At 34.6% G+C, this 16,201-nt stretch carries 17 protein-coding genes; 11 read left to right on the forward strand and 6 right to left on the reverse strand.

Annotated elements, in window-relative coordinates:
* Window positions 1-43 precede the first annotated feature (43 nt).
* The 4 genes from BKM63_RS06665 to BKM63_RS06680 form a co-directional block, all read right to left on the reverse strand.
* Entirely contained in the window at window positions 44-967 is a 924-nt protein-coding gene (locus tag BKM63_RS06665; protein ID WP_071635847.1) for a PfkB family carbohydrate kinase, read from the reverse strand.
* Window positions 968-1,354: 387 nt separating this feature from the next.
* Entirely contained in the window at window positions 1,355-1,522 is a 168-nt protein-coding gene (locus tag BKM63_RS23615) for a hypothetical protein (RefSeq protein WP_165608759.1), read from the reverse strand.
* Window positions 1,523-1,598: 76 nt separating this feature from the next.
* Window positions 1,599-1,994, reverse strand: a complete 396-nt coding sequence (locus BKM63_RS06675; RefSeq protein WP_071635849.1) for a hypothetical protein — start codon at window positions 1,992-1,994, stop codon at window positions 1,599-1,601.
* Entirely contained in the window at window positions 1,978-2,565 is a 588-nt protein-coding gene (locus BKM63_RS06680; RefSeq protein ID WP_071635850.1) for an RNA polymerase sigma factor, read from the reverse strand. Before BKM63_RS06680 ends, BKM63_RS06675 begins: the two co-directional genes overlap by 17 nt.
* Window positions 2,566-2,835: 270 nt before the next feature.
* Between BKM63_RS06680 and BKM63_RS06685 the strand changes: the two genes are divergently transcribed.
* A complete protein-coding gene (locus BKM63_RS06685; protein WP_071635851.1) occupies window positions 2,836-3,183 on the forward strand; it encodes a DUF6249 domain-containing protein in 348 nt (115 codons plus the stop codon).
* 59 nt (window positions 3,184-3,242) lie between these two features.
* Here BKM63_RS06685 and rnhA read toward each other — a convergent pair whose 3' ends face one another.
* Window positions 3,243-3,719: a ribonuclease HI gene (gene rnhA / locus BKM63_RS06690; RefSeq protein WP_071635852.1), complete on the reverse strand. Its 477-nt coding sequence runs from the start codon at window positions 3,717-3,719 to the stop codon at window positions 3,243-3,245.
* A 121-nt stretch (window positions 3,720-3,840) separates the two neighbouring features.
* Complete coding sequence (gene purN, locus BKM63_RS06695) at window positions 3,841-4,404, reverse strand: phosphoribosylglycinamide formyltransferase (protein WP_071635853.1); 564 nt, start codon at window positions 4,402-4,404, stop codon at window positions 3,841-3,843.
* A 175-nt stretch (window positions 4,405-4,579) separates the two neighbouring features.
* Between purN and BKM63_RS06700 the strand changes: the two genes are divergently transcribed.
* From BKM63_RS06700 to BKM63_RS06745, 10 genes are all read left to right on the forward strand, one after another.
* Entirely contained in the window at window positions 4,580-4,816 is a 237-nt protein-coding gene (locus BKM63_RS06700) for an acyl carrier protein (RefSeq protein ID WP_007137004.1), read from the forward strand.
* Window positions 4,817-5,069: 253 nt separating this feature from the next.
* Window positions 5,070-6,323 carry a beta-ketoacyl-ACP synthase II gene (gene fabF / locus BKM63_RS06705; RefSeq protein ID WP_071635854.1) on the forward strand — a complete coding sequence of 418 codons (1,254 nt, stop codon included), beginning with the start codon at window positions 5,070-5,072 and terminating at the stop codon, window positions 6,321-6,323.
* A 9-nt stretch (window positions 6,324-6,332) separates the two neighbouring features.
* The gene (rnc, locus tag BKM63_RS06710; protein ID WP_071635855.1) at window positions 6,333-7,073 is read left to right on the forward strand and encodes a ribonuclease III; all 741 of its coding nucleotides are present in this window, start codon (window positions 6,333-6,335) and stop codon (window positions 7,071-7,073) included.
* 125 nt (window positions 7,074-7,198) lie between these two features.
* Entirely contained in the window at window positions 7,199-7,687 is a 489-nt protein-coding gene (locus BKM63_RS06715) for an IPExxxVDY family protein (RefSeq protein ID WP_012023224.1), read from the forward strand.
* Window positions 7,688-7,692: 5 nt separating this feature from the next.
* Window positions 7,693-9,126: a pyruvate kinase gene (pyk, locus tag BKM63_RS06720; protein WP_071635856.1), complete on the forward strand. Its 1,434-nt coding sequence runs from the start codon at window positions 7,693-7,695 to the stop codon at window positions 9,124-9,126.
* Window positions 9,127-9,576: 450 nt separating this feature from the next.
* Complete coding sequence (locus BKM63_RS06725) at window positions 9,577-11,247, forward strand: arylsulfatase (protein WP_071635857.1); 1,671 nt, start codon at window positions 9,577-9,579, stop codon at window positions 11,245-11,247.
* A gap of 75 nt (window positions 11,248-11,322) precedes the next feature.
* A complete protein-coding gene (locus BKM63_RS06730; RefSeq protein WP_071635858.1) occupies window positions 11,323-12,342 on the forward strand; it encodes an HAD family hydrolase in 1,020 nt (339 codons plus the stop codon).
* 102 nt (window positions 12,343-12,444) lie between these two features.
* Window positions 12,445-13,275 carry a hypothetical protein gene (locus tag BKM63_RS06735; protein ID WP_242661108.1) on the forward strand — a complete coding sequence of 277 codons (831 nt, stop codon included), beginning with the start codon at window positions 12,445-12,447 and terminating at the stop codon, window positions 13,273-13,275.
* 33 nt (window positions 13,276-13,308) lie between these two features.
* The gene (locus tag BKM63_RS06740) at window positions 13,309-14,655 is read left to right on the forward strand and encodes a DUF1214 domain-containing protein (protein ID WP_083572189.1); all 1,347 of its coding nucleotides are present in this window, start codon (window positions 13,309-13,311) and stop codon (window positions 14,653-14,655) included.
* A gap of 30 nt (window positions 14,656-14,685) precedes the next feature.
* Window positions 14,686-16,185: a DUF1254 domain-containing protein gene (locus BKM63_RS06745; RefSeq protein WP_083572190.1), complete on the forward strand. Its 1,500-nt coding sequence runs from the start codon at window positions 14,686-14,688 to the stop codon at window positions 16,183-16,185.
* Window positions 16,186-16,201 lie beyond the last annotated feature (16 nt).

Raw genomic sequence — 16,201 nt, forward strand, 5'->3', positions numbered from 1 at the left:
TTAACGTAATAAAAAAGCCCCGTTTTATCGAGGCTCTTGGGCATTATATTTCTATGTCAAACTGAGTTAACGACTTAAATTGCTGTAATCGAATCGCTACTTCGGCTTTGCTTAATGTTTCCATCCTTTCAGTTCCAAATTTCTCTACGCAGAACGAAGCTAAATTAGAACCGTAAATTATTGCATTTTTCATGTTGCCAAACGAAATGTTTTCGCTTTGTGCTATAAATCCAGAGAAACCACCTGCGAATGTGTCTCCGGCTCCGGTTGGATCAAAAACATCTTCTAATGGTAAAGCTGGTGCAAAGAATACTTCTCTGTTGTGGAATAAAAGTGCTCCGTGTTCTCCTTTTTTGATCACCACATATTTTGGTCCCATGTCCTGGATTTTGGCAGCAGCTTTTACTAATGAATATTCACCAGAAAGTTGTCTTGCTTCTTCGTCATTGATTGTGATAACATCTACACGTTTAATAACGTCTAGTAATTCCGGAAGAGCGCAGTCCATCCAAAAATTCATTGTGTCTAAAACAACTAATTTTGGTTTTTTCTCTAATTGATCTAAAACACTGCTTTGTACTAACGGATGCAGGTTTCCTAGCATCACAACATCAGCATCTTTGTAATTTTGAGGAACTTTTGGCTGAAAATCAGCTAAAACGTTTAATTCAGTTACAAGAGTGTCTCTAGAATTTAAATCGTTGTGGTATAAACCACTCCAAAAAAACGTTTTACCGCCTTTTACAATTTCGATACCGGAGATATCAATATTTCTTGAAGTTAATAGATCTAAATGTTCTTGAGGAAAATCGTCGCCAACTACAGAAACAATGGCCGATTGCAAGTTAAAAAAGGATGCTGATAAACCAATATACGTTGCAGCACCGCCTAATATTTTATCTGTTTTTCCGAAAGGAGTTTCAATCGCGTCGAAAGCAACTGTTCCAACAATCAATAATTTATTCATTTTATGAATTTCGAATTAGGGTGCAAAGATACTCCATAAGTTACAATATTGCAACGGTTTAGGTTCTCAAAATTTTCATAAAAAAAGAATATCGTTTTCGGGGCTAAAACTATTGTAAATGAATGGGTTAAATTTGAATGTATTGAGTGCTTAAAATATGTTTTCCGGATTTAAATTGCAAGGATTATTTTGTAAAAAATCAGTATTTTTATATAAGCTTTCTGAATGAAGAAGTTTTTCTTTTTCCACTTAAAACACCAAGAATTGTAATATGCTTATTTTTAACTTTAAAAATGATCAGCCAGGTTTTATAAGTGGTTTCCCTATATATTTTAGTTGGCAAGTTTTCACATTGAGAATAAATCAAAGGATTTTGAATTATTTTATTCATGCTTTGTTTATTCCGTTACCAATTTTAACAGCGTTTAAAGGTTGTTTTTTTTCGAAAGCAATATAATCAACAATTTCTTCTAATGCTTTTCCAACATAATTCTTTGGAATCTCAAAAGAAAGATTCGCAATTTTATCTTTGGGAGTGATGGTTTTCTGTATCATTTTTTTAGATTTAATGAACTCTGCAAAAATGAGACAAATAAACAGATCATTGGTAAACTAATTTTTTTTAACAATTTTACAATTCATATTTCTTATCAAAATAATTCTTCAAAACCCCAATCTGAATCAGGATCATAAAAGGAACAATTAAAAGAGCATACATTATATTTTTAGAAAAATGAATTCCTGAAAATGCATCTGCGATTTTGTCTGTATATAATTTTCCAGTTTCCAGGTTGTTTTGTGCTCCTGAAAAAAGAGATATATAAATGATTAAGGCGATTAAAGCCGTCCCGATAAAAAACCAGACAGGTTTAGAGATTAAAGGTTTGTAGTTTTTAAGTTTTTTCTCTTCTAATAGTAAAACTTCAGACATTATTTTTGAAGTAAAATCTATTGAAGGCGACTGCAGTTGGTCTTCCTTCATCATTTTACTAATAAGTTGTTCTATGTTTTTATCGCTCTCTTTCATAACATTCTATTATTTCGGGTTCTAACTGCTGTCTCAAAATTACGGCTAATTTTTGTCGGCTTCTAAATAATTTTACTTTCGCATTGTTGGCCGATATATTCATTATTTTTCCAATTTCTTCTAAATTCTGATCATCAAAATAAAATAAGGTTAAAAGAAAATTTTCGTCACTTGGTAATAAATTTAAAGATTTCTGAATGGTTTGCTTTCGTTCTTTTTCTTCCAAAGCATTCAAAGCATTGTCCATTGTTTTGATTAAATGTGCCGAAAACTCATCTATAGAAATATTAGAATCTTCTTTTTTGCTTTTCTTTAATCTGTCCAGACAAGTATTATAAGCGATTTTATAAATCCAGGTCGAAAATTTAGAATCGCCTTTAAATTTAGAAAGCGAACTATAGATCTTGATGAAAGTATCTTGCGCGACTTCTTCTGCCTCTTCCCGGTTCTTAACCATTTTGAGCGCTAAACTAAAGATCATGTCTTTATAACGATCAACAAGTGTTGCAAACGCATTTGTGTCGCCTTGCAAAACTTTATCGATATAATGCTGATCATTTATTGTACTCATATTATATAGGACGACAGTTTATTATTTTAGGTTACAAGTTTTAGCAAAAAATTCAAATTTTTAAATTCCAAATTCCAATTGGCTTTTTGAACTTTGTCAAAGTTTAAAGCTTTGACAAAGTTTGTGTCATGAAACACATTCAAAATTAACTGATTATCAGTAGTTTTTGATAATAGGAATTTAAAAAATGAAATTTTTCACCAAAACTTGTAACCTGAATTTAAAAAGCCTCGTCATATGGAGTATCAATCAATTAAAAAGTAAAATATTATGGATGCTAAAATTTTAATCCCAATCAGTTTTTTTCTAATGATCTTCGGAATCGTTTATCTTATTTATTCAACACGTCACAGAGAACGTCTAGCTCTTATAGAAAAAGGGGTTGATGCCAGTATTTTTTTAAAAGGAAAAACGAACGGGGTTCCGGCATGGAAAATCTTTATTTTAAATACCGCTTTTCTTTTAATCGGAATTGGAGCTGGATTTTTTATCGCTTTGCTTCTTTCAACTTATACCCAAATGAATTCGGATGTTATTTATCCGGCAACAATTATTACAATGTCTGGTGTTGGTTTGCTTGTGGGATTTCAGAGAGCAAAAGATTTAGATAAAGAATAAGTAGTTTTAAATTAGTAATTAAAAACGCGTTTAAGGCAATTGCTTTAAACGCGTTTTGGTTATTCTTTAGACCCTATAGTTTCATAATAAACATCTATAGAAAGTTTGGGCTGCATGGATGCCATAACGGCAAGTTCATCACAGCGTTCGTTTTGCGGATGATTGTTGTGGCCTTTTATCCATTTAAAATCGACCTGATGTTTTCTGTAAGCAATTAAAAAACGTTTCCATAAATCCGGATTCTTTCTGCCTGCAAATTTCTTTTTCTCCCAGCCCAAGACCCATTTCTTCTCGACAGAATCAACAACATATTTAGAATCAGAAATTACAAGGACTTTCATATTTGTTTTTTTTAATTTCTCTAAGCCTACTATTACTGCCAGAAGCTCCATTCTATTATTGGTAGTAAGGCGAAATCCTTCGTAGAATTCTTTTTTGTGTGGTGTTCCAACTAATTCCATCACCACGCCATAGCCGCCATTTCCCGGATTTCCTTTTGCAGCGCCGTCTGTATATATATGTACTTCGTGATTCATTTAAGGCTTCTTAGATTATTAGCTTCTAGACTTCTTAGACAAAAGACTTCCTGGATTTTTTAGACTTTTAATTATTTAAAATAAAGACATAAAATCTAAGAAGTCTGATAATCTAAACAATTTATTGTTCTAAGATAGTCTGAATTATTTGTGGAAAATGTTTTTGTTCTAATTCATGAATCTTTTCTGCGACTGTTTCTGGCGTGTCTTCGTCTGTTAATGATACGTTTGTTTGAAAAATAATCCCTCCTTCGTCGTAATTTTCATTTACATAATGAATAGAGATTCCGGTTTCTTTTTCTTTATTATTAACGATTGCTCTGTGTATGTGCATGCCGTACATTCCTTTACCTCCATATTTAGGTAAAAGTGCCGGATGTATGTTGATTATTTTGTTTGGATATTGTTCGATTATGTTTTCCGGAAATTTCAATAAGAAACCTGCAAGAACGATCAAATCCGGGTCGATTTTTTGTATTTTTTGTAGTACGTTTCTCTCTAAAAGTTCATTTTTTGAGAAGATTTCGACTGGAATTTGATGATTTTTTGCTCTTTCAATAACTTTTGCCGAAGCATTATTTGTAAAAACCGAAACGACCTTGGCGATTTCGATCTCCGAAAAATATTTTATAATGTTTTCTGCGTTAGTTCCTGATCCTGAGGCAAAAACGATAATTTTTTTCATAATAGAATTTATTTTGAGAATGCAAAAAACGGAATAAAAATCGAAAATAAATAGCTTTAAAAGACCTTTCTTGAAATTAATTTTATAAATTAGTGTCACATTTATAAACTAAATAGTTGTTTTAAAATAAAGTTTTTTATTTTTGCCAACAAATTAAATTCTAAAATTAAAGATTATGTCAGACATTGCATCAAGAGTAAAAGCGATTATCGTAGACAAATTAGGTGTTGACGAAAACGAAGTTGTAACAGAAGCAAGCTTCACTAATGATTTGGGAGCTGACTCATTAGACACTGTTGAGCTTATTATGGAATTCGAAAAAGAATTTGATATTCAAATTCCAGACGATCAAGCAGAAAACATTGCTACTGTAGGTCAAGCTATTTCTTATATCGAGGAAGCTAAAAAATAATAATACCACACCCGATTTTTAAAAATCCCAATTTTTAATCCCGAAGCTTCGGGACCAAATTCCAAATTGGAATTTGTTTTTTTGAAACTTGAAATTTGTTAAAAGTCGGGTGTTATTATTTTTTAAAATTTAAATTTAGATTGATTTTCAATCAAAAAGATATATTTATATTGTAATACCCATGGCTCTTAAGTAGCAATACAATTAAGATAGCAATGGGTTTTATTTGTTTAAAGACACAAAATACATATTTATGGCATTAAGGCGAGTTGTTGTAACAGGATTAGGTGCACTTACTCCTATCGGGAATAATATCCAGGAGTATTGGGATGCACTTGTGAATGGGGTAAGCGGAGCCGCTCCTATCACATATTATGATACAGAGAAGCATAAAACGAAATTTGCCTGCGAAGTGAAAAACTTCAATATTGAAGATTACATGGATCGTAAGGAATCTCGTAGATTAGATAAATTTGCTCAATATGCAATTGCTGCCAGTGACGAAGCTATTAAAGATGCTGGACTTACAAATGATAATATCGATAAAACAAGAGTTGGTGTTATCTGGGGAGCAGGAATTGGAGGTTTAGAAACTTTTCAGGAAGAAGTAATTTATTACGCTAAAGGTGACGGAACTCCAAAGTTCAATCCGTTTTTTATTCCAAAAATGATTGCCGATATCGCTCCTGCGCATATTTCTATGCGTAATGGTTATATGGGACCAAATTATACTACGGTTTCTGCATGTGCATCTTCTGCAAATGCATTAATAGACGCTTTCAATTACATTCGTTTAGGAATGTGTGATGTTATTGTTTCTGGTGGTTCAGAAGCTGCAATTACCATCGCTGGTATGGGAGGTTTTAACTCTATGCATGCTTTGTCTACAAGAAACGAGAGCCCAGAAACAGCTTCAAGACCTTTTGATGCAACCAGAGATGGTTTTGTTTTAGGAGAAGGAGCAGGAGCTTTAGTTCTTGAAGATTACGAACACGCAAAAGCCAGAGGCGCAAAAATTTACTGCGAAATTGGCGGAGGCGGAATGTCTTCTGATGCTTACCACTTAACAGCACCACATCCGGAAGGAATTGGAGTTATTGCGGTAATGAAAAATACGTTAAGAGACGCTGGAATGAATCCTGAAGATGTAGATCATATCAATACTCATGGAACATCTACTCCGTTAGGAGACGTTGCTGAGTTAAAAGCGATCAGTGCTGTTTTTGGAGATCATGCAAAAACAATCAACATCAACTCTACAAAATCTATGACAGGACATTTACTTGGAGCTGCCGGAGCTATCGAAGCAATTGCTTCTATTTTGGCAATGAAACATGGTATTGTTCCTCCAACGATTAACCATACAGTTGTAGATGAGAATATCGATCCTTCATTGAATCTTACCTTAAACAAACCTCAAAAAAGAGAGGTAAATGTTGCTATGAGCAATACTTTTGGTTTTGGCGGACACAATGCATGTGTATTGTTTAAAAAAATTGCTGAGTAATTTTCGGATATGAATATTATCAAAAAAATATTTTCTAAATCCCGTTCTCTAGAAGACGGGATTTTTTTTGACACTATTCAGAAAATTCTTGGTTTTCAGCCTGTAAATATAGAATTTTACAGGAAAGCCTTTACCCATAGGTCCTCAAATAAATTAGATGAAGCAGGTCATCCTATCAATTATGAGCGTTTAGAATTTTTAGGAGATGCTATGTTAAGTGCTGTAATTGCAGCGCATTTATTTAATAAGGCGCCAAATGGAGATGAAGGTTATTTAACAAAAATGCGTTCAAAAATCGTAAGCCGTGAGCATTTAAATGAACTTGGTAAAGATTTGAATTTAGTACGTTTTGTAGAAAGTAAAGTACCAGTGCAGCATTTTGGAGAAAATATCCACGGTAATATTTTCGAATCGCTGATTGGAGCTATTTATTTAGATAAAGGATATTCGTATTGCGAACGCTTTATTCAAAAAAGAGTAGTTACTCCATATGTCGATATTGCACGACTTGAAGGAAAAGTAATTAGTTACAAAAGTTTAGTTATCGAATGGTGTCAGAAAGAAAAGAGAATCTTTCATTACGACATTTTTGAAGATAATGGTATTGACGGACAACGCTTGTTTGGTGTCAAATTAAGTATAGACGATAAAGTTGTCGCAAGAGCGCGTGCAACTTCAAAAAAGAAAGCAGAAGAAAAAGCTTCACAAAGAGCTTATTTTGCATTTCAGGAAAAAATTGACAAGAAATAATTACAAAATATAAGTAATTTTCTTAATGCTAAATCGTTTTCGTTTATAAATTAATAAAAACAAGCTGCTTATAACTATTTATGCTCCGTAAGAAATAGTATATTTACAACTTGATTTTTCATGACATGGCTATTCATAGATTGGATTTAGACGAATTTGACGAAATTGATTATTATTTAATGGCAATTCATACTTCATTAGAAGATTATAGACTAGCCTATTTTATCAATAAGAACCTTCCGATTAACTTAAGTAAGAGCAAAAACGAGATCCATGCTCAAACTAAAGAAGGTGAGGCAAATTTTTCGAGATTTTATTATTATGATTCTGAGAAAGCTGTTTCATGGAATTTGATTCAGAATAAAAATGAGATCATTTCTGTGAGTACAAATGATTTCCAGAATTTGTTTTCTAATGAAACAAGTGAGGTTTCTACAACAATTCATTTACTTCCTGAATTCAAAAAGGTAGATTTTTTCCTGAAAATTGATAATAGCGAAGAGGCTGTTGATTTTTCAGAAATTCAGCAAAAATTAAATTCAATAGAAAGTATTGCAGCAATTTATGCTGTAGATACCAATAAAATAAAATCAAAAAACAATCTAATTTTTTAAAAAAAATGTTAACAAACAAGAAAACCAAAATTGTTGCTACACTTGGGCCTGCCTGTAGTACAAGAGAGATCATTAAAGACATGATCGAAGCAGGGGTTAATGTGTTTAGAATCAATTTTTCGCATGCTGATTACGAAGGAGTAAAGGAAAAAATCGATATCATTAGAGGATTAAACGAAGAGTTTGGTTACACGACAGCAATTCTTGGAGATTTGCAAGGACCAAAACTTAGAGTGGGTGTGATGGAAGAAGGAACTGTTGTACATGATGGTGATGAAATTACTTTCACAACAGCAGAAGATATTATCGGAAATGCGAAAAAAGCATTTATGAAATATCAAAATTTCCCAAATGATGTGAATGTTGGAGAGCGTATTTTGCTTGACGATGGTAAACTTATTTTTGAAATCGTTTCTACAGATAAAAAGACAGAAGTTGTTGCTAAAGTTATTCAGGGTGGAGAATTAAAATCTAAAAAAGGAGTTAATCTTCCAAACACAAAAATCTCTTTGCCAGCTTTAACAGAAAAAGATATTGCAGATGCGATTTTTGCTATTGAGCAAAAAGTAGACTGGATCGCACTTTCATTTGTGAAAACTCCTCGCGATTTACAAGATTTACAAGAACTTATCGCTAAGCATTCAGAAGTTAAAATTCCAATTATTGCGAAAATTGAAATGCCGGAAGCTCTTGAGAATATGGACAAAATTGTAGCATATTGTGATGGATTAATGGTTGCTCGTGGAGATCTAGGTGTTGAGCTTCCTGCTCACGAAGTTCCATTGGTACAAAAAGATTTGATCCGTAGAGCTAAAACGGCTAGAATTCCAGTTATCGTTGCTACACAAATGATGGAGACAATGATTACAAGTTTGACTCCAACTAGAGCAGAAGTAAATGACGTTGCTAACTCAGTAATGGACGGTGCAGATGCTGTAATGTTGTCTGGAGAAACTGCAACAGGAAACTATCCTGTACAAGTTATTCAAAGAATGACGCAAATCTGTGAAGCAGTTGAGGATTCTCCGCTAATTCAGGTGCCGCAAAATACACCGCAGATTAAAACAAAACGTTTTGTTACTAAAACAGTTTGTCACCAAGCGGCTTTATTAGCAAATGAAATTGAAGCTAAAGCAATTTGTACTTTAACAAACAGCGGTTATACAGCTTTTCAAATTTCAGCATGGAGACCATCAACAGCACATATTTTAGTATTTACTTCAAACAGAAGAATCTTAACTCAATTAAATCTATTATGGGGAGTTAAATCATTCTTCTATGATAATGAGGAAAGTACAGATGATACTGTGACAGATGTAAACCAAATTGCTGTTGAAAAAGGTTATGCTTCAAAAGGAGATTATTTAATTAATCTTGCAGCAATGCCAATTAAAGAAAAAGGAATGGTTAACACCATGAGAGTTTCTGAGATAGAATAGTTTCTGTAAAAAGACAACCATATTTTTTAAAAGCCATCCGATAATCGGGTGGCTTTTTTGTTTTATAAAAGTCATCCAAAAAAGACTTCTGGTTTTAATTTTCAAATAAATTCAAAAAGCGTTGCTTTCTAATTTTTATAAATTTTTAAGGTTTAGACTAGAAAATGCAGCATCGTAGAGTAAAATTAAGCCTTTTTGATGTTGCAAGTTATAATTTGCAACAACGTATCGCCTTAAAAATAAGATAATTCGGCTTTTTATTACTTAATTTTGAAATACTTAACAAAACGTTAAAAAATAACTGCTGGAAATTATCGCCGCACTCCGCAGTTAAAATGTTCTAAGAAATTGTTTTTTAATACGGTTATTTTTCTCCTTGATTAGGTAGAAATACAATTTGATTTTTACATAAACCACGATAAAATGAATTATTAATAAATCTTAGTTACCATGAAACAAAGTAAATTTAGAAATGCCGTAATGCTCTTTGCATTAGTATGCTTCACAGTTGTTCAGGTGAAAGCTCAGGACAATAAAAAACCAAATATTCTTATTATCTGGGGAGATGATATCGGTATAAGTAATATCAGTGCCTATAGTGATGGATTAATGGGGTATACCACACCAAATATTGATCGTATAGCAAACGAAGGAACGAGATTTTTGCAATATTATGGAGAACAAAGCTGTACAGCTGGAAGAGCGGCTTTTTTGACAGGCCAACATGGTATTCGTACCGGCTTAACTAAAGTAGGATATCCTGGCGCACCAATGGGTATGAGCCAATTAGATCCTTCTATTGGCGGTATCATGAAAAATCTGGGCTATGCTACGGGGCAGTTTGGTAAAAACCACGTAGGTGATAGAAATGAAAACCTTCCGACAGTAAATGGTTTTGATGAATTTTTTGGAAATCTTTATCATTTAAATGCAGAAGAAGAACCAGAATTACCAGATTATCCTAAAGATCCAGCTTATTTGGCAAAATTTGGTCCAAGAGGTGTTTTAAAATGTACTGCCACAAGTACAGATGATGGGACTGTTGATCCTCGTTTTGGAAAAATTGGAAAACAAAGAATTGAAGATACTGGACCTCTTACAAAGAAAAGAATGGAAACTGTAGATGACGAAACTTCAGCAGCTGCCATTGATTTTATCAAAAGACAACATGCAGCAGGAAAGCCATTTTTTGTGTGGTGGAATGGAACGCGTATGCACTTGCGTACACACGTTAGAGCAGAGCATAGAGGTAAATATACTCATGGCGACAGCGAGTATATTGACGGTATGATTGAGCATGATATGACGGTTGGAGAACTATTAAAAGCATTAGACGATTTAGGAATTGCTAATAATACAATCGTGGTATATTCTACAGATAATGGTCCTCACATGAACAGCTGGCCAGATGGAGCGATGACACCTTTCCGTTCCGAAAAAAATACAAACTGGGAGGGAGCATTTCGTGTACCATGTCTTGTCCGCTGGCCTGGCATAATTAAACCTGGACAAATTAGCAACGAATTAATGTCACATAATGACTGGATACCAACCTTAGCTTCTATTGCTGGAGAACCTGATTTGGTGAAAAAGCTTTTAACAGGATACAATGCAAATGGTAAAAGCTATAAAGTACATCTTGATGGATTTGATCAGGCAGCTATGCTTAAGGGGACAGCTAAAAGTTCCAGAGATAAATTCTTTTATTCTGATGATGATGGATTGCTTGTAGGTATGCGACAAGGCGATTATAAATTTGTTTATGCAGAACAACGTTTGGGAGGAACTTTAGGAGTATGGGCTGAACCATTTACTAAATTGAGATTGCAAAAAATATTCAATTTATATCAAGATCCTTATGAAAGAGCAGATATTACCTCTAATACATATTGGGATTGGATTTTAAATCACGTACAGTTAGCATATGGAAACATTGCAGAGGTAGTAACATTTGCTGAGACATTCAAACAATATCCTCCTCGTTCTATTCCTCCAAGTTTCTCTCCTTATACTATAATGGATGAAGTACTAAGCGGTATAAAAGCCAAAGCATTTATTGAAAAAAATATGATGCCTCAAGACGGTAAAGGCGAAGAAGTGAAATCTTCAAAGAAAAAGTAAAGATATCATTTAGGAAAAATAAAGCTTGAGTTACCCCATAACTCAAGCTTTTCAATAACTTAAAAAATCAAGATCATGTATAAGAAAATATATATATTGCCCTTATTTTTATTGTTGTTGGTTTCTTGCAAAAAAGCCGACAATGTTTCAACAACTACGCCCGCAACATCTGATACTACAAATGTTGCAACAAGTTCTGATCCGCTGCCAAGCTGGAATGATACCCCATTAAAGAAAGAAATTATTGATTATGTTACGAAGGTAACCAAAAAAGGAAGCGCCGATTTTATTCCGGTTGAAAACAGAATTGCCACTTTTGATAATGACGGAACACTTTGGGCTGAAAAACCATATGTTCAGGAATTATTTGCTTTTTATCGTGTAAAAAAAATGGTGGAAGCAAATCCTTCTTTAGCACAAAAACAGCCTTTTAAAGCCGTAGTAGAAAAAGACAAATCTTTTTTTGAAAAAGGAGGAGATAAAGCACTTATCGAGTTAGTTGCCGCAACTCATACCGGCATGACCGAAGATGAGTTTGAGGCTTCGACTAAAGAATTTTTTTCGGGAGCGCAATATCCGGGTAGAAATGTTTCCTTAAAACAAATTAGATACCAGCCTCAATTGGAGTTATTGAATTATTTACGTGCAAATGGATTCAAAACGTTTATTGTAACCGGAGGAACCATTGAACTAGTTCGGGCGATATCTGCTGATTTTTATGGAATTCCGAAAGAACAGGTAGTGGGAACCTCTTTTAAATATGTTTTTGATGACGCATCAAATAGTGTAAAACGACTTCCGGCCTTAGATCTTTTAGACGATAAAGCAGGAAAACCGGTAGGGATACAATTGCATATTGGGCAGCGTCCTGTTTTTGCCTGCGGAAACGAAGGCGGGGCAGGTGATCTTGCCATGCTGAGATATTCTTCGGGAAGTAAATATCCTTCATTCCAAATGATTGTTAATCATGACGATGCTGCCAGAGAATATAGTTATCAGGAAAAAGATAACTTATCACTCAATACTGCATCGAAGTATAAGTATCATGTAATCAGTATCAAAAATGATTGGAAAAAAGTTTTTCCAGATAAATAATTTTAAATTTAGTTAAGATCAAAAATGGGACAGCTCTTGCTTGCCGGGGTTGTTTCATTTTGATTTTAAAAAGTGATTTTTAATCTTTTTAAAGGAATGTTTATGAAATCAATTAAGCGTTGTGCCGCAAACCAATTATTTTTTAGTGCAGTATTTTTGTTCTTTAGTTTTTCAGTTTTTGCTCAGGAAGCAGAAACTAAACCAGGATCAAGCGCACAAGAACTGGCAGATAAATTGGCTAATCCCGTTGCCAGTCTTATTAGTGTACCGTTGCAAAATAATTTAAGCTATGGTATTGGCCCCTTTAATGGATCAAAATATACAATCAACATACAACCGGTAATTCCTTTTAAATTAACAGAAAATCTAAATCTAATTACCCGTTATATTTTGCCAGTTGTAGATCAAAGAGATATTACAGGAGAAAATACACATCAGTTTGGATTAAGTGATGCAACAGTTACTGCCTTTTTTGCACCCAAAACAAAAGGGCTTATTTTTGGATTCGGGCCTGCTTTTTTGGTGCCCACTGCAACTGAAAAACTTTTAGGAACGGAAAAATTTGGTGTAGGTCCAAGTGTTTTATTGATGCATCAGGGCAAAGGACTTTCGGTAGGTTTTATAGCCAATCAAATCTGGTCTGTTGCAGGAAATGAAGACCGTGCTGATTTCAATAGTTTTTACACACAAATATTTCTTTCGCACAGTTATAAAAGCGGAGCAAGTTTAGGTGTAAATGCTGAAATTACTCAAAACTGGGAAGGAAATACAACCTTAATTTCCTTAAATCCATCAATTGGAGCCGTAACCAAATTAGGAGATCAGGTGGTGCAGTTTGCCGTTATGCCGTTAATTCCGGTTTTAGGGCCTCACGAAATTAAACCTGATTGGGGATTAAGAGCGGTTGTAGCATTTGTATTTCCGGGTTCTTAAAAAAACATTTTCTCACTTTTAAAATTTATTAATATGAAAAAAGCACTTCTTATTTTAGTTGCAGCATTTCTATTTATTAGCTGCAAAAAAGAAGCATCGACTTCAGATACATCAACAACAGCTGCAGAAACAAATGCAGTTCCTACAGATCAGGATATTGTAGATGCTTATACCTATTTGTATGCAAGATATTTAGTTCTGCAGCAAGAAAACTACGATATCAATGTCGAAAAAATAGGATATAATAAAATCAAATACAATCCGCTGGGTTCTGCTCAATTCGTAAATCCAAATCTGGATGTCGCTTATCTTGAAGCCTGGATTGCTGTTGATAAGGACCATGCCGTTATTTTAAATGTTCCTAAAATCGATGGACGTTACTATACCGCACAATTATTAGACGGCTGGGCAAATGTAATTGTGAACATTAACAACCGTAATTTTCCTAAAACACCTTATGGGAAATTTGCTTTGGTGCTAAAAGGATCAAATCCGACGATTCCTGCAGATGCTGTAAAAATAGAGTTACCATCAGAAAAAGCTAAAATACTGGCGCGTGTCGAGTTAAAAGGAACTCCGGATGTCGCACAAAAATTGCAAAAACAATTTACGCTGACAGTTCCTGAAGGAATAAAAATAGCGCCTCCGGTGTCGATTCCTGATTTTACGCCCAAAAAGCCAATTGGCGGTGAAATATTTGACAAAGTCGAGGAAGTTCTTAATTCATATCCTGATGTAATGCCAAAAGGAAAAGAATATCAGGCCAAAGCAATTGCAATAGGAGAATATCGTAAAAAAGACGACAAAGCAAAAGCCCGTATTGATGAGATTGTTGAAACCAAAGCAATTCCCGGATTTTTAGCCGGAGCAAAAGGCTTTGGAACTCAAAAAGGAGGCTGGTCAGTATCCTACGCAACAGGTAATTTTGGTGATGATATTTTGGCAAGAGATATTATTAATTACGGAGGCTTATGGGCGAACAAAATAGATGAAGCCATTTATTTTATTGGATTAATTGATAGTAACAAACAGCCATTAAGCGGCGATAAAGTGTATGAAATCAGATTTCCAAAAGACGGTCTGCCAGACACCGTGGTTGATGCCTTTTGGTCTGCAACAGTGTACAGCGTACCCGATTACAGAGTAGTCGAAAATAAATTAAAACGTTATAATTTGAATAATGTTTCCGGCCTAAAGAAAAATCCGGATGGTTCATTAAGCATTTGGCTGGCTTCTTCATTACCTAAAGGTGCAATCGAAAGCAACTGGCTGCCAACTCCTGCAGGAAAAGGTTTCTCTATCAACTTTAGAACGTATGTTCCTAAAAAAGAAGTTCAGGACGGCAAATGGTTTCCCGCTCCCATTGAAGAAAAGAAATAATTGCCATATCAACCTTCAAAAACAAATCTCATGAAAAATAGATGCCTTGTAATTTTAGCAGTTTCTTCGTTGTTTTTAAGTGTCGGATGTGAAAAAAAGACCATAATAAATGAACCACCATCATTAGACTCTACATCTGTTGTAGTTTCTGAATTTGGAACTCAAATAAAAATGGATGGTGAATTGCCTTCAAAAGAATCGATTCCGGCTTTGTTTGACGAAATGGATTTTCAACAGGCAACCCAATGTTACTTATGGGGATTGCCTATTGTGGCTTTCGCAGAATGGCAGCAAATTCATTACAAAACATTTAATGCATCAAGCAATGATCTTGTTTTTTACAATACGTATAATGATCGTTTAGGAATCCTGACAGGAAACGCTACAACACCTTACATCATGTCGTTCATTGATCTTGCTGCAAATGGGCCAACGGTTATCGAAATGCCTGCCGGACATACTGCCGGGGGATTGGGCGATTTTTGGCAGCGAGAGCAGGCAACTATTGGAGAAATGGGACCTGATAAAGGAAAAGGTGGGAAATATATTTTGGTTCCGCCAACAATGAAAGACTTTAAACCGGCAGGATATTTCATAGTTCCGTGTAATACTGTAAATGTATTTTTCGGATTCAGGGCTTTAGACCCAGATCCAAAAGCAACGGAAACTTTAGTAAAACAAGTAAAAATTTATCCGTACGATAAACGATCGAACCCAACACCAACAAAAGTCATTAGTCCGCCGGCAGGAAAAAAATGGTACGGAATTCAGCCAACAGGAATTGCCTATTGGGAACGTCTTCATTCTATTTTGCAAAATGAGCCGGTAGAAGAGCGCGATCGTTTTTTCATGGCCTGGCTTAGAAATCTCGGAATCGAAAAAGGAAAACCTTTTGCTCCGGACGAACGCCAGAAGAAAATTTTAATTGCCGCTGCTGCGAAAGGACAACAAATGGCCATGGCAAATTCTTTCAACAAACGGTTTGCAGATGTAAAACACTGGCCGGATAAAAAATGGGATTATGTAATGATTATTAAAGATCCGTCGCAGCATGCTGATAATTACGATGAATTCTTCGAAAGAACTTCTTATTTCTACGAAGCTGTTACGTACTCAAAAGCTATGATTACCAAAATACCAAACTTAGGTCAGGCGTATTTAGGAGCTTACTATGACAGCGAAGGAAACTGGTTGGACGGTGGTAAAAATTATACTTTGAATATTCCCGCAAATCCTCCGGCAGTAAACTTCTGGTCGATTACGATTTATGATACAGCAACACGTTGTCTGATCGATAATCCGCAGAAAAATGCTGATTTATCTTCCCGTAAGGATTTAATAAAAAATGCCGACGGATCTGTTGATTTGTATTTTGGACCAAAAGCTCCGGCTGGAAAAGAGAAAAACTGGGTTCAGACTTTACCGGGAAAACATTGGTTTACCTATATGCGTTTCTACGGACCAACAGCGGCTTATTTTGATAAGAGCTGGAAAATGGATGATATTAGAGGTGAAGTAATTAAAAACTGATCTAATGTAAAATGAA

Origin of the sequence: Flavobacterium johnsoniae (genome assembly GCF_001879205.1) — a bacterium.
GTDB classification, from domain to species: Bacteria; Bacteroidota; Bacteroidia; order Flavobacteriales; family Flavobacteriaceae; genus Flavobacterium; species Flavobacterium johnsoniae_A.

What these genes read in the sequence shown, in the direction of transcription:
- BKM63_RS06740 (WP_083572189.1), top strand. Translation starts at nt 13,309, where the DNA reads ATGAAAAAAGCACTTCTTATTTTAGTTGCAGCATTTCTATTTATTAGC.
- BKM63_RS06730 (WP_071635858.1), top strand. Translation starts at nt 11,323, where the DNA reads ATGTATAAGAAAATATATATATTGCCCTTATTTTTATTGTTGTTGGTT.
- BKM63_RS06745 (WP_083572190.1), top strand. Translation starts at nt 14,686, where the DNA reads ATGAAAAATAGATGCCTTGTAATTTTAGCAGTTTCTTCGTTGTTTTTA.
- BKM63_RS23615 (WP_165608759.1), bottom strand. Translation starts at nt 1,522, where the DNA reads ATGATACAGAAAACCATCACTCCCAAAGATAAAATTGCGAATCTTTCT.
- fabF (WP_071635854.1), top strand. Translation starts at nt 5,070, where the DNA reads ATGGCATTAAGGCGAGTTGTTGTAACAGGATTAGGTGCACTTACTCCT.
- BKM63_RS06700 (WP_007137004.1), top strand. Translation starts at nt 4,580, where the DNA reads ATGTCAGACATTGCATCAAGAGTAAAAGCGATTATCGTAGACAAATTA.
- BKM63_RS06680 (WP_071635850.1), bottom strand. Translation starts at nt 2,565, where the DNA reads ATGAGTACAATAAATGATCAGCATTATATCGATAAAGTTTTGCAAGGC.
- BKM63_RS06735 (WP_242661108.1), top strand. Translation starts at nt 12,445, where the DNA reads ATGAAATCAATTAAGCGTTGTGCCGCAAACCAATTATTTTTTAGTGCA.
- BKM63_RS06665 (WP_071635847.1), bottom strand. Translation starts at nt 967, where the DNA reads ATGAATAAATTATTGATTGTTGGAACAGTTGCTTTCGACGCGATTGAA.
- rnhA (WP_071635852.1), bottom strand. Translation starts at nt 3,719, where the DNA reads ATGAATCACGAAGTACATATATATACAGACGGCGCTGCAAAAGGAAAT.
- rnc (WP_071635855.1), top strand. Translation starts at nt 6,333, where the DNA reads ATGAATATTATCAAAAAAATATTTTCTAAATCCCGTTCTCTAGAAGAC.
- BKM63_RS06675 (WP_071635849.1), bottom strand. Translation starts at nt 1,994, where the DNA reads ATGAAAGAGAGCGATAAAAACATAGAACAACTTATTAGTAAAATGATG.
- BKM63_RS06725 (WP_071635857.1), top strand. Translation starts at nt 9,577, where the DNA reads ATGAAACAAAGTAAATTTAGAAATGCCGTAATGCTCTTTGCATTAGTA.
- pyk (WP_071635856.1), top strand. Translation starts at nt 7,693, where the DNA reads ATGTTAACAAACAAGAAAACCAAAATTGTTGCTACACTTGGGCCTGCC.
- BKM63_RS06715 (WP_012023224.1), top strand. Translation starts at nt 7,199, where the DNA reads ATGGCTATTCATAGATTGGATTTAGACGAATTTGACGAAATTGATTAT.
- purN (WP_071635853.1), bottom strand. Translation starts at nt 4,404, where the DNA reads ATGAAAAAAATTATCGTTTTTGCCTCAGGATCAGGAACTAACGCAGAA.
- BKM63_RS06685 (WP_071635851.1), top strand. Translation starts at nt 2,836, where the DNA reads ATGGATGCTAAAATTTTAATCCCAATCAGTTTTTTTCTAATGATCTTC.